The 23342-nt window shown below is 58.5% G+C and carries 23 protein-coding genes; 17 read left to right on the top strand and 6 right to left on the bottom strand.

Annotated elements, in window-relative coordinates; translation table 11 throughout:
* The first annotated feature begins 2 nt into the window (after nt 1-2).
* From ccmD to LG31_RS0110550, 7 genes are all read left to right on the top strand, one after another.
* Nucleotides 3-209: a heme exporter protein CcmD gene (gene ccmD, locus LG31_RS0110580; protein ID WP_033114436.1), complete on the top strand. Its 207-nt coding sequence runs from the start codon at nt 3-5 to the stop codon at nt 207-209.
* Nucleotides 206-697: a cytochrome c maturation protein CcmE gene (gene ccmE, locus LG31_RS0110575; protein ID WP_033114435.1), complete on the top strand. Its 492-nt coding sequence runs from the start codon at nt 206-208 to the stop codon at nt 695-697. Before ccmD ends, ccmE begins: the two co-directional genes overlap by 4 nt.
* Entirely contained in the window at nt 694-2649 is a 1956-nt protein-coding gene (locus tag LG31_RS0110570; protein ID WP_033114434.1) for a heme lyase CcmF/NrfE family subunit, read from the top strand. The genes ccmE and LG31_RS0110570 overlap by 4 nt, the downstream gene beginning before the upstream one ends.
* On the top strand, nt 2646-3176 hold the full coding sequence (locus LG31_RS0110565; RefSeq protein ID WP_033114433.1) for a DsbE family thiol:disulfide interchange protein: 531 nt from the start codon (nt 2646-2648) through the stop codon (nt 3174-3176). Before LG31_RS0110570 ends, LG31_RS0110565 begins: the two co-directional genes overlap by 4 nt.
* Nucleotides 3177-3187: 11 nt before the next feature.
* Nucleotides 3188-3667, top strand: coding sequence for a cytochrome c-type biogenesis protein (locus LG31_RS0110560; RefSeq protein ID WP_033114475.1), 480 nt, complete (start codon nt 3188-3190; stop codon nt 3665-3667).
* A complete protein-coding gene (gene ccmI, locus LG31_RS0110555; protein ID WP_033114432.1) occupies nt 3664-4932 on the top strand; it encodes a c-type cytochrome biogenesis protein CcmI in 1269 nt (422 codons plus the stop codon). Before LG31_RS0110560 ends, ccmI begins: the two co-directional genes overlap by 4 nt.
* An 85-nt stretch (nt 4933-5017) precedes the next feature.
* The gene (locus tag LG31_RS0110550; RefSeq protein ID WP_033114431.1) at nt 5018-5833 is read left to right on the top strand and encodes an MlaA family lipoprotein; all 816 of its coding nucleotides are present in this window, start codon (nt 5018-5020) and stop codon (nt 5831-5833) included.
* A gap of 124 nt (nt 5834-5957) precedes the next feature.
* Here LG31_RS0110550 and sodB read toward each other — a convergent pair whose 3' ends face one another.
* Nucleotides 5958-6542 (bottom strand): superoxide dismutase [Fe], encoded by a 585-nt coding sequence (sodB, locus tag LG31_RS0110545; RefSeq protein WP_005331469.1) that lies wholly within the window; start codon nt 6540-6542, stop codon nt 5958-5960.
* 287 nt (nt 6543-6829) lie between these two features.
* On the opposite strand from sodB, the gene LG31_RS0110540 reads away from it, so the two are divergent.
* The 6 genes from LG31_RS0110540 (at nt 6830) to LG31_RS0110515 (ending at nt 14094) form a co-directional block, all read left to right on the top strand.
* Nucleotides 6830-7174 (top strand): Grx4 family monothiol glutaredoxin, encoded by a 345-nt coding sequence (locus tag LG31_RS0110540; RefSeq protein ID WP_005353650.1) that lies wholly within the window; start codon nt 6830-6832, stop codon nt 7172-7174.
* Between the two features lie 359 nt (nt 7175-7533).
* The gene (tdcB, locus tag LG31_RS0110535; RefSeq protein ID WP_033114430.1) at nt 7534-8538 is read left to right on the top strand and encodes a bifunctional threonine ammonia-lyase/L-serine ammonia-lyase TdcB; all 1005 of its coding nucleotides are present in this window, start codon (nt 7534-7536) and stop codon (nt 8536-8538) included.
* Between the two features lie 11 nt (nt 8539-8549).
* On the top strand, nt 8550-9881 hold the full coding sequence (gene tdcC, locus LG31_RS0110530; protein WP_033114429.1) for a threonine/serine transporter TdcC: 1332 nt from the start codon (nt 8550-8552) through the stop codon (nt 9879-9881).
* 206 nt (nt 9882-10087) lie between these two features.
* Complete coding sequence (tdcD, locus tag LG31_RS0110525; protein WP_033114428.1) at nt 10088-11296, top strand: propionate kinase; 1209 nt, start codon at nt 10088-10090, stop codon at nt 11294-11296.
* A 44-nt stretch (nt 11297-11340) separates the two neighbouring features.
* A complete protein-coding gene (gene pflB / locus LG31_RS0110520; RefSeq protein ID WP_033114427.1) occupies nt 11341-13635 on the top strand; it encodes a formate C-acetyltransferase in 2295 nt (764 codons plus the stop codon).
* A 69-nt stretch (nt 13636-13704) separates the two neighbouring features.
* On the top strand, nt 13705-14094 hold the full coding sequence (locus LG31_RS0110515) for a RidA family protein (protein WP_033114426.1): 390 nt from the start codon (nt 13705-13707) through the stop codon (nt 14092-14094).
* Nucleotides 14095-14201: 107 nt separating this feature from the next.
* Here LG31_RS0110515 and LG31_RS0110510 read toward each other — a convergent pair whose 3' ends face one another.
* On the bottom strand, nt 14202-15413 hold the full coding sequence (locus tag LG31_RS0110510; RefSeq protein ID WP_033114425.1) for an RsmB/NOP family class I SAM-dependent RNA methyltransferase: 1212 nt from the start codon (nt 15411-15413) through the stop codon (nt 14202-14204).
* 393 nt (nt 15414-15806) lie between these two features.
* On the opposite strand from LG31_RS0110510, the gene pdxH reads away from it, so the two are divergent.
* The 4 genes from pdxH to LG31_RS0110490 are packed head-to-tail and all read left to right on the top strand — an operon-like array spanning nt 15807 to nt 19257.
* Nucleotides 15807-16445: a pyridoxamine 5'-phosphate oxidase gene (pdxH, locus tag LG31_RS0110505; protein ID WP_033114424.1), complete on the top strand. Its 639-nt coding sequence runs from the start codon at nt 15807-15809 to the stop codon at nt 16443-16445.
* Nucleotides 16446-16481: 36 nt separating this feature from the next.
* The gene (locus tag LG31_RS0110500; protein WP_033114423.1) at nt 16482-17096 is read left to right on the top strand and encodes a glutathione S-transferase family protein; all 615 of its coding nucleotides are present in this window, start codon (nt 16482-16484) and stop codon (nt 17094-17096) included.
* Complete coding sequence (locus tag LG31_RS0110495) at nt 17096-18700, top strand: GNAT family N-acetyltransferase (protein WP_033114422.1); 1605 nt, start codon at nt 17096-17098, stop codon at nt 18698-18700. Before LG31_RS0110500 ends, LG31_RS0110495 begins: the two co-directional genes overlap by 1 nt.
* Nucleotides 18701-18732: 32 nt before the next feature.
* Complete coding sequence (locus LG31_RS0110490; RefSeq protein WP_033114421.1) at nt 18733-19257, top strand: GNAT family N-acetyltransferase; 525 nt, start codon at nt 18733-18735, stop codon at nt 19255-19257.
* 51 nt (nt 19258-19308) lie between these two features.
* On the opposite strand, the gene LG31_RS0110485 is transcribed toward LG31_RS0110490, so the two are convergent.
* The 4 genes from LG31_RS0110485 to LG31_RS0110470 form a co-directional block, all read right to left on the bottom strand.
* Nucleotides 19309-19728, bottom strand: coding sequence for a hypothetical protein (locus LG31_RS0110485; RefSeq protein ID WP_033114420.1), 420 nt, complete (start codon nt 19726-19728; stop codon nt 19309-19311).
* 202 nt (nt 19729-19930) lie between these two features.
* Entirely contained in the window at nt 19931-20875 is a 945-nt protein-coding gene (locus tag LG31_RS0110480) for a PfkB family carbohydrate kinase (RefSeq protein WP_033114419.1), read from the bottom strand.
* Between the two features lies 1 nt (nt 20876).
* Nucleotides 20877-22259 (bottom strand): purine-cytosine permease family protein, encoded by a 1383-nt coding sequence (locus LG31_RS0110475; protein WP_033114418.1) that lies wholly within the window; start codon nt 22257-22259, stop codon nt 20877-20879.
* 2 nt (nt 22260-22261) lie between these two features.
* Nucleotides 22262-23284: an ADP-ribosylglycohydrolase family protein gene (locus LG31_RS0110470; RefSeq protein WP_033114417.1), complete on the bottom strand. Its 1023-nt coding sequence runs from the start codon at nt 23282-23284 to the stop codon at nt 22262-22264.
* Nucleotides 23285-23342 lie beyond the last annotated feature (58 nt).

The following is a 23342-nucleotide window of genomic DNA, read 5'->3' as shown; positions in this document are numbered from 1 at the left end:
GCATGCACTTTGCCTCTTTCAGTGACTTCCTGGCGATGGGCGGTTACGCCTTCTATGTCTGGCTCTCCTTTGGCCTGACTCTGGTCTGCCTTATCGGTATCGTCATTTCCACCCGTATGAAAACCCGCAGCCTGCTGGGCGAATTGCGCAGCAAGCAGGCACGCGAGGCTCGTCGCAAGGCGGCCCAGCAGATGGAGAACACCCTATGAATCCGAGACGTAAAAAACGCCTCACCATTATCCTGGCCATCACGCTGGGGCTCGCGACCGTGTGTGGGCTGGTGCTCTATGCCCTGAGTCAGAATATCGATCTCTTCTACACGCCGAGTGAACTGGTGGAAGGGAAAGGGCCGGACAAGATCAAGCCGGAAGAGGGGCAGCGTCTGCGCATTGGTGGGCTGGTTGTGCCCGGCTCGGTTCAACGCGATCCCCAGAGCCTCAAGGTAGCCTTCAAGCTGGTGGATAATGGCGGTCATCTGGTGACGGTGGAGTATGACGGCATCCTGCCGGATCTGTTCCGCGAAGGGCAGGGCATAGTGGCACAAGGCACCCTGAAAGATGCCACTACAGTCGAGGCCTTCGAAGTGCTGGCCAAACACGATGAAAAATACATGCCGCCTGAAGTGGCTGATGCCACCAACGGCATGCACTTCAAGCCGCAATATACCGAGGCGCAGTTGAAGGGGAGCAAGCAATGATCCCGGAATTAGGACAGTTTGCACTGATCCTGGCCTTTGCCACTGCCATATTGCTGGGCAGTTACCCGCTGCTTGGCGCCAGCTGGGGGCGCCTTGGCATGATGTCGGCGGCCCGTCCGCTCGCTTATGCCCAGTTCCTGCTATTGTTGCTGTCGTTCCTCTGCCTGACCTGGGCATTTATCGACAACGACTTCACCGTGCAGTATGTGGCCACCAACTCCAACAGCCTGCTGCCACTCGCTTATCGTATCTCTGCAGTATGGGGTGCCCATGAGGGCTCTCTGCTGCTGTGGGTGCTGACCCTGGGGGGCTGGACTGCGGCCGTCGCCATGTTCAGCCGCCGTCTGCCGCTTGATGCGGTAGCGCGGGTACTCGGCGTACTGGGCCTCATCTCGGTCGGTTTTACCGCCTTCGTGCTGTTTACCTCCGACCCCTTTATCCGCACCTTGCCCTACTTCCCGGTTGATGGTCGCGACCTCAACCCGTTGTTGCAGGATCCGGGTCTCATCTTCCACCCGCCGATGCTCTACATGGGGTATGTGGGCTTCTCGGTCGCCTTTGCCTTTGCCATCGCGTCCCTGATGACCGGTCGCCTCGATGCGACCTGGGCACGCTGGTCCCGTCCATGGACCATGGCAGCCTGGGTATTTCTGACGCTGGGGATCGTGCTGGGCTCCTGGTGGGCCTATTACGAGCTCGGTTGGGGTGGCTGGTGGTTCTGGGATCCGGTAGAAAACGCCTCCTTTATGCCCTGGCTGGCGGGTACCGCCCTGCTGCACTCGCTGGCGGTGAGTGAAAAGCGCGCCACCTTCAAGGCCTGGACCGTGCTGCTGGCGCTCTCCGCTTTCTCCCTGAGCCTGCTCGGCACCTTCCTGGTGCGTTCCGGCGTGCTGGTCTCGGTGCACGCGTTTGCCTCCGACCCGACCCGCGGTTTGTTCATTCTGGGCTTCCTGCTGGCGGTAATCGGCTCATCCTTGCTGCTGTTTGCCTTCAAGGGCTCGCAGGTGAAGAGCCACGGTAAGCATGAGCTGTGGAGCCGTGAAACCCTGCTGCTGGCTAACAACATCATGCTGGTGGCGGGTCTGTTGACCGTGCTGCTTGGCACCCTGCTGCCGCTGGTTCACAAGGAGCTGGGTCTGGGCAGCATCTCCATCGGTACTCCCTTCTTCAACCACATCTACAGCTGGCTCATCATTCCGTTCGCCCTGCTGCTGGGGATTGGCCCGCTGTTTCGCTGGCGCCGCCAGGATCTGGGCGAGCTCAAGAGCAAGGTCGTGATTGCGCTGCTCCTGAGTCTGGCGGCGGCCTTCCTGCTGCCGCTGATCCTTGCCGAGACATTCAAGCCGTGGGCGGCATTGGGGATCGGTCTTGGCGCCTGGATCATCGTCACCAGTGCGCAGGAGACCTGGGCGCGCGCTACCCACAAGCACAGCTTTGCCATCGGGGTTCGCAAGCTTGGCAACAGCCACTGGGCCATGATCCTCGGCCATGTCGGACTTGCGGTCAGCATCATCGGCATCGCCTGTACCCAGAACTACAGCATCGAGAAAGATTTGCGGATGCAGGCGGGGGATCGGATCCATTTTGCCGATTACGAGTTTGTCTTCACCGGCATCAAGGAGAAGAACGGCCCCAACTACGACGGTTTCAAAGGCGTGCTGGAAGTGCATAAGGATGGCAAGCAGGTTGCCCTGCTCAAGCCGGAGAAGCGGATGTACAAGGTGACCCGGATGCCGATGACCGAGGCGGCCATCGATGCCGGTATTACCCGTGACCTTTACGCAGCCCTTGGCGAACAGCTCGACAACGGTGCCTGGGCGGTGAGGATTTACTACAAGCCTTTCGTACGCTGGATCTGGTTTGGCGGCGTGTTCATGGCTATTGGCGGCGTGCTGGCGATGCTGGACAAGCGCTACCGTTTTGGCCGTCGTGAGGAGGAGAGCAAGGCATGAATCGCAAGACCTGGCTGTTTTTAATTCCCTTTGTCGTCTTTCTGCTGGGCGCCGTCTTTCTGTTCAAGGGACTTTACTCTGACCCCACCAAACTCGAATCCGTGATGGTGGGTAAAGAGGTGCCTGTCTTCACCCTGCAGGACATTTACGATCTGGGCAAACAGCATGATCGCAGCATCCTGACCGGTCGTCCCATGCTGCTCAACGTCTGGGCGACCTGGTGCCCGACCTGCTATGGCGAGCACACCTATCTCAAGGAGCTGGCGGGGCAGGGGATCTACATCGTTGGGATGAACTACAAGGATGAGCGCAACAAGGCGATCAAGTGGCTGGTGGAGCTGGGCAATCCCTACCAGCTCAACCTCTATGATCCGGACGGCATGCTGGGGCTGGATCTGGGGGTATACGGCGCGCCGGAGACCTTCTTTATCGACAGCAAGGGGATCATCCGTTATCGCCACGTCGGGGATATCAATCCCGAAAACTGGGCATCGACCCTCAAACCCATCTTTGATGCCATGAAGTGAGGGGGTTGCTGATGAGAGTGTTAATTGCTTCCCTGCTGCTGTTGCTGGGATGGGTGGTTCAAGCGCCGGCCATGGCCGCCATCGATGTTTATACCTTCGACAATGACAATCAGGAGCAGGTCTTTCGAGAGCTGACCAGGGAGCTGCGTTGCCCCAAGTGTCAGAACCAGGATATCGCCGACTCCAATGCGGGGTTGGCCAAGGATCTGCGCGACAAGACCTACCAGATGGTGCGTCAGGGCAAAGACAAGGATGAGATAGTGGATTACATGGTGGCCCGCTACGGCAACTTTATTCTCTATAACCCGCCGTTGATGGCATCCACCCTGATCCTCTGGCTTGGCCCTCTGCTGGTCATCGTCATCGGCCTAGGTGTGGTGGTGATGCGCAGCCGGCGACCTGTGGCTGCAGCCCGGCCCGTGGATAGCTCCCTGAGCGAAGAGGAGCAGCGCCGACTGGCCGAACTGCTCAAAGAGGAAGAGAAACAATGACCGCTTTTTGGATTGTGATTGCGGCCCTGCTGGTATTGGTGAGTCTGGCGCTGGTCGTACCGTTGTGGCGTGGTGAAGGCAAGCAGAGCATCAGCCGTTCGGCCCTCAACAAGCAGCTCTATCGCCAGCGTCTGCTGGAGATCGGCGAGGAGCGCGAACAGGGGGTGCTGGCCGAGGAGCCCGATTCACTTATCGAGTTGCAGCGCAGCCTGCTCGATGACATTCCCGATGTGGAGCAGACCGCCCGCAGCGGCAAGAGTCTGATCTGGATCCCTGGTGTGGTGGTGCTGGTGGTGGTGAGTCTGGGCCTCTACTTCAAGCTGGGCAGCTGGCAAGAGGTGAGCCGCTGGCAGGATGCCAACAGCCGTCTTGGCGAGCTGAGCAACCGTATTCTGGTGGAGCGCGATGCCAAGGTGACCGAACAGGATCTGCTCGACTTCACATTGGGGTTGCGTACCCGCCTCAAGGATGAACCGAACGACTACCGTGGCTGGCTGCTGTTGGGGCGCTTGGCGCTGGATGGCAACGATCCCGAGATGGCCAGCGACGCGCTGGAGCGAGCTTACAAGCTGGCCCCGCAAAAATCGCTGGTAGCTGTTCCGTACGCCCAGGCGCTGATGATGACGGGGGATGAGGCACAAGCCGATGCCTTGTTGCAGGCTGCCATCGCTCAGGAGCCGGGCAACATCGAGGCGCGCTCTGTCTACGCGTTCATGGCGCTGCAAAAAGAGGACTTCCAGACCGCCCTTGCTCGCTGGCAGGCGATGCTGCCGCTGATGGAGAAGGGCTCTCCCCGCTATGTGATGGTTGAGCGCTCCATGGATTATGCCAGGACGCAGCTCCAGCAACGTGGTATGGCGGTGACGCCTTCTGGCGCAGTGGATGCTCGGGATAACCAGCAAACTCAGCTTGAGGTGAAGCAGGGGGAGTTCCCGCTCCATATCTCGCTGGCGGCGGGCATTCAGATGCCGGAAGATGCCTATCTCTTCGTGTTTGCAGTGGTGCCCAACGGGCCGCCCATGCCGATTGCCGTCAAGCGTATTGCAGGGCCCACTCTGCCTGTGACGCTCTCGCTGGGTGATGGCGATGCCATGATGGCAGGGAGCAAGCTGGCCTCCTACCCGGAGCTGCAATTCAAGGCTCGGCTCTCCCGTGGCGGCAACGTCATGAACAGGGAGGGTGCCTTTGAGGGGGTATCTGCACCGATCAAGAGTGCAGATATTCCAAGCGCTCCGATTGACATCCGTATCGATCACGCCCTCTAATATGTCCTTTGATAACCCGGCCACCGGAGGGCGGCCGGGTTATCTATACTTCTGATAAATCAAAATAAAACGTCGGGACTTCCATATGTATCTTCGTGCAGGGGCCTTGCTGTCAGCCCTGTTGCTGGCTGGCTGCGCCGGTGGCCCACCCAAACAGGGGCCAGAGAGCCTTGATCTCAATCCTGGAATGAATCATCCGGGAGCTACCAGTACGGCAGCAGATCCTCGTGACCCCTTCCAGGGGCCAAACCGGGCCATGTGGGCAGTTAACTACGATGTGCTGGAGCCCTATGTCGCCCGGCCCGTGGTACACGGCTATGCCCGTTACGTACCGCAGGGGATGAAGGATGGCATCGAAAATCTGGTGGAGAACTTCAACGAACCGAGCAGCATGGTCAACCACCTTATCACCGGTGATTTGAAGGGGGCGGGGGTCAATCTGGGCCGCTTTACCCTCAACACCACGGTCGGTCTGCTGGGCATCTTCGACGTTGCCAAACATGCCGGTCTTGAGCGCGACAAGCTGGAGATGGATACCGTACTGGGCAAGGCGGATATTGGCGAGGGTGCCTACCTGATGGTGCCGGTCTATGGCCCGACCACGACCCGCAAGCTGGTAGGTGATACGGTCGATACCATCTACTTCCCCTATGCCTTGCTGACCTTGCCACTGCGAGTGGTGCACTGGGCGCTCGATGGCCTGGGCTCCCGCTCCAAGCTGATCGATCAGGAACGGATCATCGACAACTCGCTCGATCCTTATGCATTGACCAAAGATTTCTACCTGCAGTACAACCAGAGCAAGGTGACGGGCAAGAAAGCCGAGCTCAAGGAGACGAAGCAGGAGCAGTCTGATGATGCCAATCTCGACCAGTATATGGACGAGATAGATGACCAGTAGATTGGTTGTCTCATGACAGAGAAAAGGCGCCTTATGGCGCCTTTTTCATCTCTGCGGAACGACCGCACAGATATAAAAAACGCCTCGCAGGTGCGAGGCGTTTTGGCAAGAAGAGGAGCCGTTATCAGGCAGCCAGGTTCTTGGCCACGAATTCCCAGTTAACCAGAGCCCAGAAGGTTTCCATGTACTTCGGACGCAGGTTGCGGAAGTCGATGTAGTAGGCGTGCTCCCACAGGTCAACAGTCAGCAGCGGGGTGGTACCGGCTTCAGTCAGCGGGCAGCCAGCATTGGAGGTGTTGACGATAGCCAGAGAGCCGTCAGCCTTCTTCACCAGCCAGGTCCAGCTTGAACCGAAGTTGCCGATGGCAGACTTGGTAAAGGCATCTTTGAACTCGGCGAAGGAGCCGAATGCTTTGTTGATGGCATCAGCCAGTGCGCCAGTCGGCTCGCCACCGCCGTTCGGGGAGAGGCAGTGCCAGTAGAAAGTGTGGTTCCAGATCTGGGCTGCGTTGTTGAAGACGCCACCAGTGGAGGTCTTGATGATCTCTTCCAGAGATTTGCCTTCAAACTCGGTACCCGGCACCAGATTGTTCAGATTGACCACGTAGGTGTTGTGGTGCTTGCCGTGGTGGTATTCCAGGGTCTCTTGGGAGATGTGCGGTTCCAGAGCATTGATTGCATAGGGCAGAGCGGGAAGTTCGAATGCCATTTTCTACTCTCCATTGGCTGGACCGTGCGAGCGCGACGGTTGCAAGACATTGCGTACTCTTTTCCAATGTGAAAAGAGTTGTTTTTAAAATTGTGGGACAGGAAAGTCCAAAGCCAAGGGATTGTAGCAGTATCAAAGATGGGCTAACAACCCTTGATTGGCGCCATGATCAGGATCAATCATCTGTCTATTCTGGCAGCGATTCGTGCCGTTCTTGCCCTTTGTCCGGTTGTGATCGGGCCAGATTGCAGTAGAATGGCCGCCATCATTGCTCTAGTGAGGCATCTATGGAAACTATCGAAAAGATCAAGCAGCAGCTGGCTGACAATCCCATCATCATCTACATGAAGGGCTCTCCCAAGCTACCCAGCTGTGGCTTCTCTGCCCAGGCCTCCCAGGCGCTGATGTCCTGCGGTGAGCCGTTTGCATATGTTGATATCCTGCAAAACCCGGATATCCGCGCTGAATTGCCGAAATTTGCCAACTGGCCGACCTTCCCGCAACTGTGGGTTGAGGGCGAGCTGATTGGTGGCTGCGACATCATGATCGAGATGTTCCAGGCCGGCGAGCTGCAGGCTCTGATCAAAGAGACTGCTGCCAAGTACAAGAAAGATGATGCTGCAGCCGAGTAATCGGTCCGGTGTTGTCGAGAGGGAGCCATATAGGCTCCCTTTTTTATTGTCCCGGTTCTGGCAGGCAAGCAACTGATTGCCGGTTGCAAAAAGCAACGCAATTGCCCTGAGAAATCTAATCTTTGCGGCTTTGTATTGGAGTTGTTAATTATATTGTTCGCCAATCTTTGATTACTTTTTTTAATCCATTTGGATTCAAGTGTTGCTGCCATCACATTTTTTGATAATTTCACCGTAACACAGTCTCTTTGTAGATTTTTTTGTGTTTATGCTCACATTAATTGCAAGTGATAGAACCTAGTATCGCTTCGCCCAGTGAAATAAAACCCTACAAATTAATAAATAAAAAGAGATTTGCGATGAAGATGTATAGCAATCTGCCCATTGGTCTTCATGATATTACCGAAGCCAAAAAAAGACTGACCAACCATATATACAAGACCGCGCAATTACCCTCTAACTACATCAGCGAACGTTGCCATGGCGAGGTTTTCCTCAAGCTTGAAAACATGCAACGTACAGGCTCTTTTAAAATTCGCGGTGCCTTCAACAAACTCAGTTCATTAAGTCTGGAGGATCGTCAAAAAGGTGTTGTCGCCTGCTCTGCCGGTAATCACGCGCAGGGGGTATCTTTGTCCAGTGCCATGCTGGGAATTGATGCCAAGGTGGTCATGCCTTGCTGTGCACCCAAGTCAAAAATTGCTGCAACCAGCGATTATTCGGCGGAAGTTATTCTGCATGGCAATAGTTTCAATGACACCATTGCCAAAGTCAGCGAAATCGTGGAAATGGAAGGCCGCGTATTTATCCCCCCCTTCGACGATGCAAAAGTGATTGCCGGTCAGGGCACCATTGGCCTGGAAATCATCGAGGATCTCTATGATGTGGACAACATCATAGTGCCGATTGGTGGCGGTGGTCTGATTGCCGGTGTTGCCATGGCCATCAAATCCATCAACCCGACTATCCGTATTATTGGCGTGCAGTCAGAGAATGTCCACGGCATGGCGGCTTCATACTACGCAGGCACCATTACCAATCACAGAACCAGCAGCACGCTGGCTGATGGCTGTGACGTGGCAAGACCCGGCACCCTGACCTATGAAATTGTCAAAGAGCTGGTCGATGACATCGTTCTGGTCACTGAAGATGATATTCGTCATAGCATGGTTGACCTGATTCAACGCAACAAGGTGATTACCGAAGGGGCGGGAGCTCTGGCCTCGGCAGCGCTGCTGAGTGGCAAACTCAAACATTATGTCGAAGGCAAAAAGACCGTCAGCATTATTTCGGGTGGCAATATTGACCTGACCCGGATCGCCGAAATTATCGAACAGAACAATATCCGTCAATTTAGCCTGTAAGGAATACAGTCATGATCTTGGATAGTGTCGTTAGCAGCAGTAAAGAGAGTGTCAAAGCATGGCGTAAGTCGGATACAACCTGGGGACTCGGTCTATTTGGTACAGCGATCGGTGCAGGTGTTCTATTTTTCCCCATTCGGGCCGGATATGGTGGCCTGATACCAATATTAATCATGCTGGTGCTGGCTTACCCCATTGCATTTTATTGCCACAGGGCGTTGGCCAGATTATGTCTTTCCGGCAGTAATCCATCGGCAAATATTACCGAGACCGTTGAAGAGCATTTCGGCAAAATGGGCGGGGTGGTAATTACCTTCCTTTATTTCTTTGCCATCTGCCCACTGCTTTGGATATATGGTGTGACGATCACCAATACCTTCATGGCATTCTGGGAGCATCAACTGCAAATGGCGCCGCTCAATCGGGGTGTTGTCGCCCTTGGGCTGCTGCTGTTGATGGCCTTCGTGATCTATTTCGGTAAGGATCTGATGGTTCGCGTGATGAGCTATCTGGTATTTCCTTTCATCGCCAGCCTGGTGGTTATCTCTCTCTCCCTCGTCCCGTACTGGAACAGTGCCGTCTTTGAGCAGGTCAACCTGAGTGAAATATCCATGTTTGGTCACGACGGTATTCTGGTTACCGTCTGGCTGGGGATCTCCATCATGGTCTTCTCCTTCAACTTCTCGCCGATTGTCTCCTCTTTCATCGTCTCCAAACGGGAAGAGTATGAGCAGGAGTTCGGTCGTGATTTTACCGAGAAGCGCTGCTCGAAGATTATCTCCGGTGCCAGCATGCTGATGGTGGCCGTGGTGATGTTCTTTGCCTTCAGCTGCCTGTTTACCCTGTCGCCGCAAAATATGGCGGAAGCCAAGGCCCAGAATATTCCGGTGCTCTCCTATCTGGCCAACCACTTCTCCTCGCTGGCTGGCAGCAAGTCTGCATTTGCCACCACCCTGGAGTATGCGGCTTCCATCATTGCGCTGGTTGCCATCTTCAAATCCTTCTTCGGCCACTATCTGGGGACGCTGGAAGGGTTGAACGGCCTTATCCTCCGCTTTGGCTACCAGGGCGACAAGAGCAAGGTTTCCAGTAAAAAACTCAACATGGTCAGTATGTTGTTCATCATGGGATCGACCTGGCTGGTCGCTTATGTGAACCCCAACATCCTCGACCTGATTGAGGCAATGGGGGCGCCAATCATCGCTTCCCTGCTCTGTCTGCTGCCGATGTATGCCGTCAACAAAACACCTGCGCTGGCCAAATATAAAGGCCAGGCCAGTAACGTGTTTGTCACCATCATTGGTGTGCTGACCATCCTGAATATTGTTTCCAAGCTGTTCTGAAAACCTTTTCTGCAAGTCATCAGCCATTCAGACCCTGACCCCTTGGCGGGGTCTGCATGGCGCAGTCAGAAGCGCGCAATAACCGGTTCTTGGTTGGCCCAATTATTTGGGCCCAGAGCAAGGCTATCCGTTATTTGGCCACCACACACAGTGGTAAATATGTTCTGACTGCAGTGACTCGACATCATAAATATCGAGGCGATGTAATGAAGTTTGATTCGTTGGTTCTGGTTATCAATTGCGGCTCTTCGTCGGTCAAATTCTCGGTACTGGATAGTAAAACCTGCGAGGTGGTGAGCTCCGGCATGGCCGATGGTATCGAGACCGAACATCCCCAGCTGAAAATTGATAAAAACCCGGCCACCCCCTTGCCGGAAAACAACCATAGCTGTGCACTGGCGGCGATTGCAGAAGAGCTGAAACTGCGCGGTTTGCTCGATGCCATCACCCTGGTGGGCCATCGCATTGCCCATGGCGGCAATGAGTTCAGTGAAGCTGCCATCATTGACGAGCGGGTGCTGGCCAAAATCAGGCAGGTCTCGCCACTGGCCCCGCTGCACAACCACGCCAATCTGAGCGGCGTGATGGCCGCCCGCCAGCTATTCCCCAACCAGCCCCAGATTGCGGTATTTGATACCGGCTTTCACCAGACCCTGAAGCCGGAAGCCTATATCTATGGGCTGCCATACCAATATCTGCAGGATTACGGCGTGCGCCGCTATGGCTTCCATGGCACCTCCCATCGCTATGTTGCCGAGCAGGCCTGCGTATTTATGGGGCTGGATGAGCAGCATGCCGGTCTGGTCATCGCCCATCTGGGCAATGGCGCCTCTATTTGTGCGGTACAGGATGGCAAGAGCGTCGATACCTCGATGGGGATGACGCCGCTGGAGGGGCTGATCATGGGCAGCCGCAGCGGCGATATCGATTTTGGCGCGCTGGCCTATATCGCCAGCAAGACGGGCCAATCCATCGAGGATATCGAGCGGATATTGAACAAGCAGTCCGGCCTGCTGGGTATTTCGGGGCTCTCCTCGGATATGCGGGTATTGGAAGCTGCCTATCACGAAGGACATCCCGGGGCGAAATTGGCCATTCACGCCTTTGTCCATCGTATTGCCCGCCATATCGGCGGCCATGCCACCTCATTGCGCCGGCTGGATGCAGTTATTTTCACTGGCGGGATCGGCGAGAACTCGGCCTTTATCAGAAAACTGGTATGCGAACGACTTCAGGTATTTGGCGTAGCGATCAGCGAGCCGTTTAACCAGCGTTCCAATAGCGAGGGCTGCCGGGTGATTTCGGCGGCAGAGTCCATGGTGCTGGCGGCAGTTATTCCCACCAATGAAGAGAAAATGATCGCTCTGGATGCCATTCGTCTGGGGCAGCAGGTTCGTCAGGCCGAGTGCGTCTGACATCTTCCACTGTAGTGTCATGAGTAGTGAATGAGGTTTATTTGATGAAAGTTGATATGCAATTGGATCAGGATAAATTCCGTCAGGCATGGCAAGGGTTTGCCGGTGAAAACTGGAAGCACGAGATCAACGTTCGTGATTTTATCCAGCAGAACTACACCCCCTATGAAGGTGACGAACAGTTTCTGGCAGATGCCACCGAAGCGACCACCACCTTGTGGAACAAGGTGATGGAGGGGATCCGCATCGAGAATGCCACCCACGCGCCGGTCGATTTTGATACCAATATTGCCACGACCATCACCGCCCACGGGCCGGGTTATATCGAGCAGGGGCTGGAAAAAATCGTTGGCCTGCAGACCGACAAGCCCCTTAAAAGAGCGCTGCACCCGTTTGGTGGCGTAAATATGATCCGCAGCTCGTTTGAAGCGTATGGCCGGGAGATGGATCCCGAATTTGAATATACCTTCAGCGAATTGCGCAAAACCCATAATCAGGGGGTGTTCGACGTCTACTCTCCCGAGATGTTGCGCTGCCGAAAATCAGGGATTTTGACCGGTTTGCCGGATGGTTACGGCCGTGGTCGCATTATCGGGGATTATCGTCGGGTAGCGCTCTATGGCATAGATTATCTAATCCGTGAGCGGGAGCTGCAGTTTGCCGATCTGCAACCGGCTCTCGAGCGGGGAGAACAGCTGGAGCAGGTGATCCGCCAGCGCGAGGAGCTGGCCGAGCACAAACGGGCTCTGGTGCAGATCAAACAGATGGCGGCGAGCTACGGCTGCGATATTTCCGGTCCAGCCCGCACGGCGCAGCAGGCGGTCCAGTGGCTCTACTTTGCCTATCTGGCGGCGGTGAAGTCGCAAAACGGTGGTGCCATGTCCCTCGGTCGCACCGCCACCTTCCTCGACATCTATATCGAACGGGATCTGAAGGCGGGGCTCATCAGCGAGCAGGATGCCCAGGAGCTGGTCGATCACTTCATCATGAAGATCCGCATGGTGCGCTTCCTGCGCACCCCCGAGTTTGACTCCCTCTTCTCCGGCGATCCCATCTGGGCGACCGAGGTAATAGGCGGCATGGGGCTGGATGGTCGCACTCTGGTGACCAAGAACTCCTTCCGTTACCTCCATACCCTCAAGACCATGGGGCCGGCGCCCGAGCCCAACCTCACCATCCTCTGGGCGGAAGGGTTGCCACGTGCCTTCAAGACCTATGCGGCCCGCGTCTCCATCGATACCTCATCCCTGCAGTATGAGAACGATGATCTGATGCGCACAGACTTCGAGAGCGATGATTACGCCATCGCCTGCTGTGTGAGCCCTATGGTGATCGGCAAGCAGATGCAGTTCTTCGGGGCCCGTGCCAATCTGGCCAAGACCCTGCTCTATTGCATCAACGGCGGGGTGGACGAGAAGCTGAAGATCCAGGTCGGCCCGAAAGTTGCGCCCATCATGGACGAAGTGCTGGATTACGAGACCGTCATGACCAGCCTCGACAGCTTTATGGACTGGCTGGCGGTGCAGTACATCAGCGCACTCAACCTTATTCACTACATGCACGACAAGTACAGCTACGAGGCTTCCCTGATGGCGCTGCACGACCGGGATGTCTATCGCACCATGGCCTGCGGTATCGCCGGTCTGTCGGTGGCGGTCGATTCGCTGGCGGCCATCAAGTACGCCAGGGTCAAGCCGGTGCGCGATGCTGACGGGTTGGCAGTCGATTTCGTGATTGAGGGGGAGTATCCCCAGTACGGCAACAATGACGAGCGGGCCGACTCCATCGCCTGTAATTTGGTCGAGCGCTTTATGAAGAAGATCCAGGCGCTGCCGACCTACCGCAATGCGGTACCGACCCAGTCGATCCTGACCATCACCTCCAATGTGGTGTATGGCCAGAAGACCGGCAACACCCCGGATGGCCGCCGTGCCGGTGCGCCGTTTGCGCCGGGGGCCAACCCGATGCACGGTCGGGATCGCAAGGGGGCGGTCGCTTCGCTCGCCTCGGTAGCCAAGCTGCCGTTCAAATATGCCAAGGACGGGATCTCCTACACCTTCTCCATCGTGCCGGGGGCGCTGGGCAAGGAGCCGGCCAATCGCGAGAACAATCTGGTGGGGTTGATGGATGGCTACTTCCATCACGAGCGGGATGTAGAAGGGGGTCAGCACCTCAACGTCAACGTGATGAACCGCGAGATGCTGCTGGATGCCATCGAGAATCCGGACAAGTACCCCAGCCTGACCATCCGGGTCTCCGGCTATGCAGTGCGCTTCAACGCCCTGACCCGCGAGCAGCAGCAGGACGTCATCTCCAGAACCTTCACCAACATGATGTAACTCTCATGCCCGGGGTGAGCAGGCTTGCTCCGGGCCTACTTTTTGTTTGTCAGCACGAGGAAGTAACAGATGCGACAGGTTATCACTACCAAAGCGGCGCCGGGCGCCATCGGCCCCTATGTGCAGGCCACCCGGATTGGCAACATCCTCTACACCTCCGGTCAGATCCCGCTGGACCCGGTGAGCGGTGACATTGCGGAGGGTATCGAAGCGCAAACCCTGCGCTCCCTGCAAAACGTCAAGGCGATTGTCGAGGCGGCAGGCGGTGAGGTGCGCAATATCTTCAAGACCACGGTGTTTGTCTCCGATCTGAACGACTTTGCTGCGGTCAACCGGGTCTACAACGACTTTTTCACCGAGCACGATGCCATGTATCCGGCGCGCTCCTGCGTGGAGGTGGCCCGCCTGCCCAAGGATGTGAAGATCGAGATAGAGGCGATTGCTGCGCTGGAGTCCTGACGCGGCGATCCTTATCAATAAAAAAGAGCGGCAGCCCTCGGGCTGCCGCTCTTTTTTCATCGCACCTGCCGTACGCGATAAGGGCGCAAGGAGCAGGTCACGCTGGATCAGGCGATCCGCTCGATGCGCGCCAGATAGAAACCGTCGAAACCGGTGGCCGCCGGACTCACTGTGTGATCACCAAGCAGGCGGAAGTTTTCGTTGGCGGCGAGGAACTTGTCCACCTGCTGGCGGTTCTCCTCGGGCAGGATGGAGCAGGTAGCGTAAACCAGCATGCCGCCCACTTTCACCATCTGGCTGTAGCGCTGCAGGATCTCTTCCTGCAGAGCGACCAGCACCGGCAGACGCTCGGCGGTATCGCGCCACTTGGCATCCGGGTTGCGCTTGAGCACGCCAAGACCGGAGCAGGGGACGTCCAGCAGCAGGCGATCTGCGCTCTCTTTGAGGCGCTTGACGGTCTTGCTGCTGGTGATCACCCGGGTCTCCACGTTATGGGCGCCGGCGCGGCGGGCGCGCTGCTTGAGGTTTTCCAGTTTCCACTCTTCCACATCCATTGCCAGCAGGCGGCCTTTGCCTTTCATCATGGCGGCCAGATGCAGGGTCTTGCCACCGGCACCGGCGCAGGCGTCGATCACCCGCATGCCTGGCGCGACGTCGAGTGCGGCTGCGATATGCTGGGAGCCGGCATCCTGTTGCTCGAAGCAGCCATCGGCAAAGGCCTTGGTGCGGAACAGGGCTGCGTCGGAGGTGACCTGCAGGGCTGTCTCCACACCTTCAACCGGAATGGTGGTGACCTGCTCTTTGGCCAGCATGGCCTGCAACTCCTCGCGGGTACACTTGAGGGTGTTGACCCGCAGGTAGCGTTTGGGCATCCAGGCCAGGGCGGCACGCTCCGCCGGCCAAGCCTCACCCAACTGCTCGCTACCCAGTTTCTCCAGCCAGCTCGGGCAACCATCCATCAATACCGGATTCTTCTTCGCCTCGGTCAGGCGGCGGCGGAACGCCTCTTCGTTGAAGCGATCCAGGGTCGGGTGGTTGGGCTGGGGGATCTTGTGGAAAGCGTGCCAGCTGTGCAGCAGCGGCCAGACGTTCTTCTCGGCCTGACGCACCTGAATACCGGTCAGGGCACAGTAGAGGCTCAGGCGACGCAGCAGGTCGCCGGTGACCAGGGCAATCCTTGCCTGTTCTTGCGGTTTGAGTTCGATGCCGGAGAAGTGACGGGCATAGGCGCGATCCAGGGTGAGACCCTGGCCCAGCACGTCATCAACAATGGCAACGACCAGATCCCCGAAACGGGGCAACAGTGGGGATTTGAGCATGAGATTAACCTTGGCCAGATAAAGATGAATCACCCCGGTAGCGGGATGATTCTGAAACAGACAAACGGCGCAATGATAGGTGGAAGGGGGATGCGGTGCAAGGTGGATATTCGGCGAGTCATGCAGTACCTGGCTCGGTGGCTCCATATAAATGAGCGGCCGCTGACCGGCCGCTATACCTGATTTCAGGGAAATTTACGGCAGTGCGACTTGCCAACTGTATCGTCATGGGAAATGAGCCGGAAATATGGGCGACAGAGGCGCCCAGTGGTCAAGGAAGGGTGAACGTTGTCCCTGATACCTGGTTTACAAGGCCGCTTTATCGGGCGCACAATGCCTGCAATCATTCTCTTGATGGTCGTGGAACCATTATTTATTTGAAGGAAAATCAAGATGATGGATGTTGCTGATCTGCGCCGGGAGTATACCCGTGGCGGGCTGCATCGGGCCGATCTGCCCGCCGACCCCCTCGAGCTGTTCGAGAAGTGGCTGGCACAGGCCTGCGAAGCCAAACTGACCGATCCCACCGCCATGGTGGTGGCCACCGTTGATGCCGATGGCCAGCCGTGGCAGCGTACCGTTCTGCTCAAGCACTACGATGCTCTAGGGATGGTCTTCTACACCAACATGGGCAGTCGCAAGGCGCATCAGCTGGAAGGGAATCCCCGCATCAGCCTGCTCTTCCCCTGGCACACCCTCGACCGTCAGGTGCATGTGACCGGTCGGGTGGAGAAGATGAGCACCTTCGAGGTGATGAAGTACTTCCACAGTCGTCCCAAGGATAGCCAGATCGCCGCCTGGGTCTCCAAACAGTCGACCCGCATCTCGGCGCGCGGCGTGCTGGAGGCCAAGTTTCTCGAGCTCAAGCAGAAGTTTGCCAACGGCGAAGTGCCGCTGCCGAGCTTCTGGGGTGGCTTTCGGGTGGTGATCGAGACGGTCGAATTCTGGCAGGGGGGTGAACACCGTCTGCACGACCGTTTCTACTACACCCGTGAAGGGGATGGCTGGCATATCGAGCGTCTGGCTCCCTGATCTGTTTCTCAAACCCGTTTTTCACAAGGAGTGTGCATGCGTCTGCACGGTGATCTGCGCTCCGGCAACTGCTACAAGGCGTGGTTGCTGGCCCGCTGGCTTGAACTGCCCCTCGAGTGGGTGGCGGTCGATATCGCGGCGGGGGAGACTCAAACCCCCGATTTTCTGGCGATGAACCCCAATGGCAAGATCCCGGTGCTGGAGCTTGCTCCCGGCGATCTGCTGGCCGAATCCAATGCCATCCTCTTCTATCTGGCGCAAGGCTCGCCTTTGTGGCCGACCGATCCTCGCCTGCAAGCTGACGTGCTCAAATGGATGTTTTTCGAGCAGTACAGCCATGAGCCCTATATTGCGGTGGCCCGTTTTATCGTCCGTTATCTGGGGCGGCCCGAGTCACAGGAGGCGCGGCTCGACGGGCTGAAGGCCGGTGGCGAGAAGGCGCTGGCGGTGATGGAGCAACAACTGAAAAAGAGCTCCTATCTGTGCGGCGAGGCGCCGACCATCGCCGATATCGCCCTCTACGCCTACACCCATGTGGCGGAGGAGGGGATCTTCTCCCTGCAGGGGTGGCCCGCCATTCGTGACTGGATTGCCCGCATCGAGGCGCATCCTCATCACATGAGTCTGCCAGCGGCCTGTCAGGCGGGCTGATGGAGCTGTTGATCGAGGGGAGCTTGTGGCAGCCCCACTGGAACAAGGTGGTGGGCTGCTGGCAGCAGCAGGGCCATCGCTGGCAGCTGCTCTTGGGCAAGGAGGTTGCTGCCACCCTCGATCACCACTGTGCCCCCTGGGCAGGTCTGACCCCTGATGGCGTGATCTGTCCCGGCGCTCTGCTGGCCGCCTGGCTCGATGGCGACTTGTTGCCGCAACATCATGCCGATCCTACCCGCCAGATCCTGATCAGTGGTTCAGCTTCCTTGCTGACGCTGGCCCGGGAGCAGGGGCTGCTCACGCTGGGGACGGTTGGCGCCGATCTGACGCTGGATGCGCACACGGATCTGGGCGCTCTGCTCAATCGCCTGCTTGCGCGTCGCCTGCAGATGCCCTCCTTGCGGGAACCCGAGGGTGATGCTCCGTTGCAGCTGCGAGCGCTGCACGCCGGAGATGAACAAGAGATCGTGCGCTATTGCAGCGATGAGGCGATCGCCCGCTACACCCTCAATATTCCCCACCCCTATCCACCGGAGGGGGCCCGCGACTGGCTGGCCCTTTGCTGGCGCAGAGCGGCGCTTGGCCTTGGCTGGAGCTGGGCCATCACCTTGCCGCAAGGGGAGGCAGAAGCGACCCTTGTCGGCGTCATCTCGCTGCACTGGAATGGCGAGCTGGCCTGGTGGGTCGGTGTCCCCTGGCAGGGGCGCGGCATTGCAACCCGAGCGGCCAGACTGGTCAAGGCATTCGCCTTTGACCAGCTGCATCTGCCCGCTATCACGGCTCGCCATATGCCGCAGAATCTGGCCTCTGGCCGGGTGATGGCCAAGCTTGGCATGGTTGAGCAGGGGCTGCGTCTGATTGATGGTCATCAGCCGTGCGAGGTGCGCTACTGGCGGCTGGATTGCCGTCCTGCCCTGACCGGAGCGTTGCAGCAGGCGCTGGCCAGATGGCAGCAGGATGAGCGGATCGTTGTGGTGATCCTCTGCGATCCAGCTGTGTGCGAAGCGAAGCTGCCAGTTATCTCCCTCTTTCTGGCCGACATGAATGCTGACGAGGCACGGCTCTTTTCTGATCCGCAGCTGGCGGCCGAGGGATATCAGCTGCACTGCTATCCCCTCTCCCGGTTGGAGGCAGCAGAGCCCGAGCTGTTCCACCATGCTGGTGGCGTGCTGCTAAAGGATGAGGGGGATATGGGGCTGGAGTGGCTGCTGCAATTCGCGGCACTGCTGCGTCAGGGGCCTACTCTGCTGACGCTGACAGAGCGGTGCGAGCGGCTGGGCTGGATCACTAGGCTACTTGCCGATGGGGATAGATTGACGGCTGAGAGCGAGCTCCCCCTGCGCTATCGACTGATGAGGCTGCTGGTGGAGTTGCCGGAGCTGATGGATGAGCTGGATGGCCGCTGGCATCTGGGGCCGGAGCAGACGTTTGCGCGGCTGGCGCGGGAATCCCCCTCCTTGCTGAGTGCCTATCAGAGGGTGCTGGCCCAGCCCGCACCGGACAACTGGCGAGCCGTGCGAAAGCAGTTTGCCGATCGTTTTCCTGAGTGCACCCTCCCATTTCTGGACAAAGGTGCTCAGGAGCGGGGGCAGTTTGTGGAATAATGGCCGCTCTGCTGTACGAGGAGTAATACCTGATGTTGAGAACCGAGCGCCCCGGTGACATGCTGCCGGTCTATGAGCTGGTCACTGCCGCTTTTGGCCGCACCGATGAGGCCGAGCTGGTCAACCGTCTGCGCGAGTGTGGTGCCGCCGTGGTGACCATGGTCGAAGAGGAAGAGTACGAGTTCATGGGCCACCTGATGCTAAGCCCGATCACCATTAACGGTGTCGAGGGGCCCTGGCTTGGGCTGGCACCGGTTGCGGTGCATCCCGACTGGCAGGGGCAGGGGATTGGCTCCGATCTCATCCGTGAAGGGCTGGATACGGCGCTCGAGATGGACTGGAAAGGGGTGGTAGTGCTCGGTGATCCGGCCTACTACAGCCGCTTCGGTTTCCGTCCCGCCAGCGAATTTGGCCTGCACTGTATCTACGAGGTGCCGGCAGAGTGTTTCATGGCGATGGAGCTGCAGCCGGGTGGTCTTGCCAACGTGGCGGGCGAGGTGCTCTACCATCCTCTCTTTGACGAGCTGCCCGACGAAGTGGCGGAAGGATCTCACTGATAGCAAAAAGCCCTCATGAAGAGGGCTTTTTCATTAGCGGATGTTGGTCTGTCAGGCGGTGATATCGAGCAGGGAGCCCTTGGGCTTCTCTTCACCGACCATGCTGCCCATCTGCTGGCCGAGCGGGCTCTGCTGGAATTGCAGGTAGTCGCTCAGGTTCTGCTGGCGCTGGTAGCGGTTGGCCGCCTGATAGACGTCACTGGTGCTCGGGCCGCTATTTTCGTTGCTCTCTGTATCGCTGGCTTCCATATAGCGTTCGACCACGGCTTTGTTCTGCTGCGCAGCCGAGTAGGAGACGGCCATGGTGCGGCGGGCGGTTGCCTGATCCTCACGCTGAGTTTCAACCTCGTCTTTCTTGTCCAGCACCTTGTTTTGAGCCTGATTGATCTGCTCCGGTGTGGCCTCGGGATAAGAGGGGTATTTGCCGTAATCGGGGCGCATGATGGGCATGGAGGCTGAGTTGATTTGCATGATCGCTTCTCTGACTGATCGGGAACCTGCTCATAATACTAGCTCTCCATTGGTCAATAAAACACCGAATGCAGTGCCATCAAGATCCGGTTCAGCTTCGCAAATCGTCTGTTACAGAGGGGGGAGGTGAACGGTGTGGGGGAAGTGGTTGCTGCCATTGAAAAAATGCCCGCTCCGGCGGTGTCGGAGCGGGCCAAAGCGATCACGCAGCGGTGATCACAGGCAAGTCGTAATTGACCAGTTCAGAAAGGGTTGGTGCGCCATCGGCGCCGGGACGACTGACCACGATGGCGGCCACCAGATTGCCGAGGCGAACCGCCTCTGCCAACGGCAGGCCGCTGGCGAGCCCCATCAGGGTGCCGCCGCCATGGGCATCGCCCGCCCCGACGGTATCGCAGAGGGTCACCACAACGGGATGTACCCGCAGGCATTGACCATCCGGGGAGCCGACCAGAGCGCCCTCTTTATCTTCCCGCACGATAAGAGCAGCACGGTGTTGCCGGCAGAAGCTGGCCACGGTTTCTGCGCTGGCGGGGGCCCCCAGCAGCACGGCTGCTTCTTCTCTGTTGAGGGAGAAGAGGGCACCACGGGCCAGCAGAGCGGTAATTTCGGCAGTGCTCAGATCGCCGATACGGGGACCCGGATCGATGAACGGCGTGATGCGCTCGGGTAGCTGGAGCAACCACTCCAGCAGCGGCGCCCCCTGGATGCCGGTCAGCTCGTAGCCGGAGGCATAGACCCATCCTGTCCCCGCGGGTAGCAGACGACTCAGCGCCGCGGTATCCCAGTACTGCTCGCACCCTTCCACGGTGATGAAAGTGCGCTCGCCATCGGGCTCGACCAGTGCCAGACACCAGCCATTATCGTGAGCCGGATCGCGCAACTGGACTGGCAGCGACTCCGCCGCCATCGCGGCTTCCACCGCCGTTCCCCAGCTGCCCTGACCGACGGTAATGCCGTTGATCACCGGAGCGCCGAGCCGGGCGAGGGCGCGGGCCACGTTGAAGGCACAGCCACCAATCTGGCGGCCACTCTCACGGGCGACTTCATCGCCACCCGAGACGGGAAGGCGGTTCATCTCCAGAATCACGTCGCCAAAGGCGGCGCCAATCACCATGACCGGCATGGTCGGGACGGGCGGAGTCATCTCAGATACTCCTCATGCGGGGCAGCAGCAGGGCATAGAGCACCAGACTGACGGCAAACGAGACAAACAGGCCGAGGCTGGAGTCGGCAAAGACGCCGATGGCCAGCGGGCCGTCGATAAAGCCGGTCTTGGTGACCATCAGGCCGCTGATGGAGCCGGCGAGCCAGCAGAGCAGCGGCCCCTTGCGCACCCCGGTATCACCGTAGAGAGCCAGATAGTCGTACCCCTGATGACGGCGCAGCGCCAGATAGTCGAGGATGAAGATGGCGGCCCAGGAGGCCAGGAAGAGGCCGCAGAAGATCAGGAAGGCGATAAAGGGGCCAAGGAAGTCGCCGGAGACAAACAGCACGTAGAGTGCGACGCCGACGACCAGCACGGCATCCAGCATGACGGCGTGGGACTGGCGCAGCTTGACCCCCATGCTCAGCAGGTTGAGGCTGGCGGAGTAGAGGCTCAGTACCGCGATGGTGACGATGCCGGCAACTGCGGCGGCCAGATAGGGGATCGCCATCCAGGCTGGCAGCAGCTTGCCGATGGCCGCGATGGGGTTCTCGGTAGAGGCGAGGTCGGGGATCTGGGCGGTGAGCAGAATGCCGGCGAACATCAGCAGAATGAGGGGCAGGGAGGCACCCACCACCACGGATGAGAAGACGGATCCGGGGCGCGATTTTTCGCTCTGGTCGCGGCTGTAGTCGGCACCTGCTATGGCCCAGCTGATGCCGGTGCCGGCGGCGATGACCGACACGGCGGGCAGGAAGCCGGTCAGCCAGTCACCGGAGGGGAGCGCCATGATCACCTGCCAGTTGGCGTTGGCCATCAGATAGAGCACCACGATCAGGGTCATCACCCCGAAGGTGCGGGTGATCCACTTCTGCATCATCAGCACGGTATTTTGCCCCAGCAGCGAGACCACCACGGTCAGGCCGCCAAAGAGCAGCAGGGAGAGGGCGGTGAGCCAGTGGGACTCCGTCATCCCCATGGCGGCAAACAGTGCCGCCAGCGTCAGGGTGCCGGTGACCAGATTGACCGCTTCCCAGCCCATCAGGTTGATCCAGCAGAAGGCGGTGGGGGCGATATTGCCCCGCTTGCCAAAGCAGATGCGGGAGAGGGTGAGGGTGGTGGTGCGGCCACGTTTGCCCGCCATGCTGGTGATCCCCACCAGCGCGAAGGAGGCGACCCCGGCAACCGCCGCCAGCAGCGATTGCCAGAAGGAGAGACCAAAGGAGACCACCACGGCGCCGTAGACGACCCCCAGAATGCCAATGTTGGCGGCACACCAGACGAAGAAGAGCTCCGCCGGTTGCTTGGTTCGTTCGTGGGGAGGGATAAGATCGATGCCGCTGGAAGCCTGTTCCGGCTGCATCTCGGTTGCTTGCTGGCTCATAGTCATACGTCCTGTTGCCGATAGTGAGCAAGGGCTTCGGCATAGGGGCCGAAGTCAATCCGGTTTGCTTGATCAATCAGTTGGCGCGCTGCCAGCGGCAGGGCCGAGATGCCGCTGAGGGCACCGCAGATGGCGGTGGCCATGGCACCTATGGTGTCGGTATCGCCACCGAGGTTGGCGCACAGCTGGGCGCAGAGCATGGGATCCCCTTCGGAGAGCTCCACTATGCCGAGCGCGGCTGGGATAGATTCAATCACATCCATGCCGGAACCGATCAGGTCATAGATATCGTCCAGACCCGATTCGATGGTCGGCGCCTTGTCGACAGCGGTGAAGGCGAGTTCGATGCGGCGGCCAAGGGAGGCGCTGAAGGTGGAGGCGAAACGGCTCTGCACCTCTTGCGCGAGGGGGGGCAGTTCGGTACGAATGGTTGCCCACTTGGCCCCTTCGATGGCGCGGCTGATGGCCCAGGCGATCACTACGGAGCCAGCGATAGCGATGTCCGACTTGTGGGTTGGCACGCAGGCCAGGCGCACGGCCTCGATAAAGGCCTCCTTGTCGCTGGTCGGCATCAGGCAGCCGATGGGGGCGATGCGCATCGGGGCGCCGTTGGTCACGCCGTTGGCCTGGATCTCCTCAAGGGGGATCCCCTGCTGCAGGGCGATAAGGGCTCCCTTGGAGGTAGGGCCCAGAATATTTTTGCTAAAGGCGTCGATCCCCTCGGCCCACTTCATGATGTGGCGGGCGATGGTCAGTGGTTTGATCTCCCCCTGCTCCTCGATGATGGCATCCATCAGGGCAACCATCTGGCTGGTATCATCGGTAAACTGGCCGCGCACGAATTCGTTGGCGGCGATGTTCTCCTCGGGGCCGTCGAGGAAGTCATGGATCCAGCCGAAGAAGGCACGCACCTTCTCGCGGGACCAGAGCTCCGATGGCATGCCAAAGGCATCGCCCACCGCTTGTCCATAGAGACAACCCAGAATACGCTGCTGTTGAAGTGAGGTAGAGCTTGATGGGGTCATGACGATATCGATCACCTTTTTGTGTAGTCCAGTTGCAGTCCAGTGGGTATTATACACA

This window comes from Aeromonas lacus (genome assembly GCF_000764665.1).
Classification (GTDB): domain Bacteria; phylum Pseudomonadota; class Gammaproteobacteria; order Enterobacterales; family Aeromonadaceae; genus Aeromonas; species Aeromonas lacus.
This window is presented reverse-complemented; position numbering and strand designations above follow the sequence as displayed.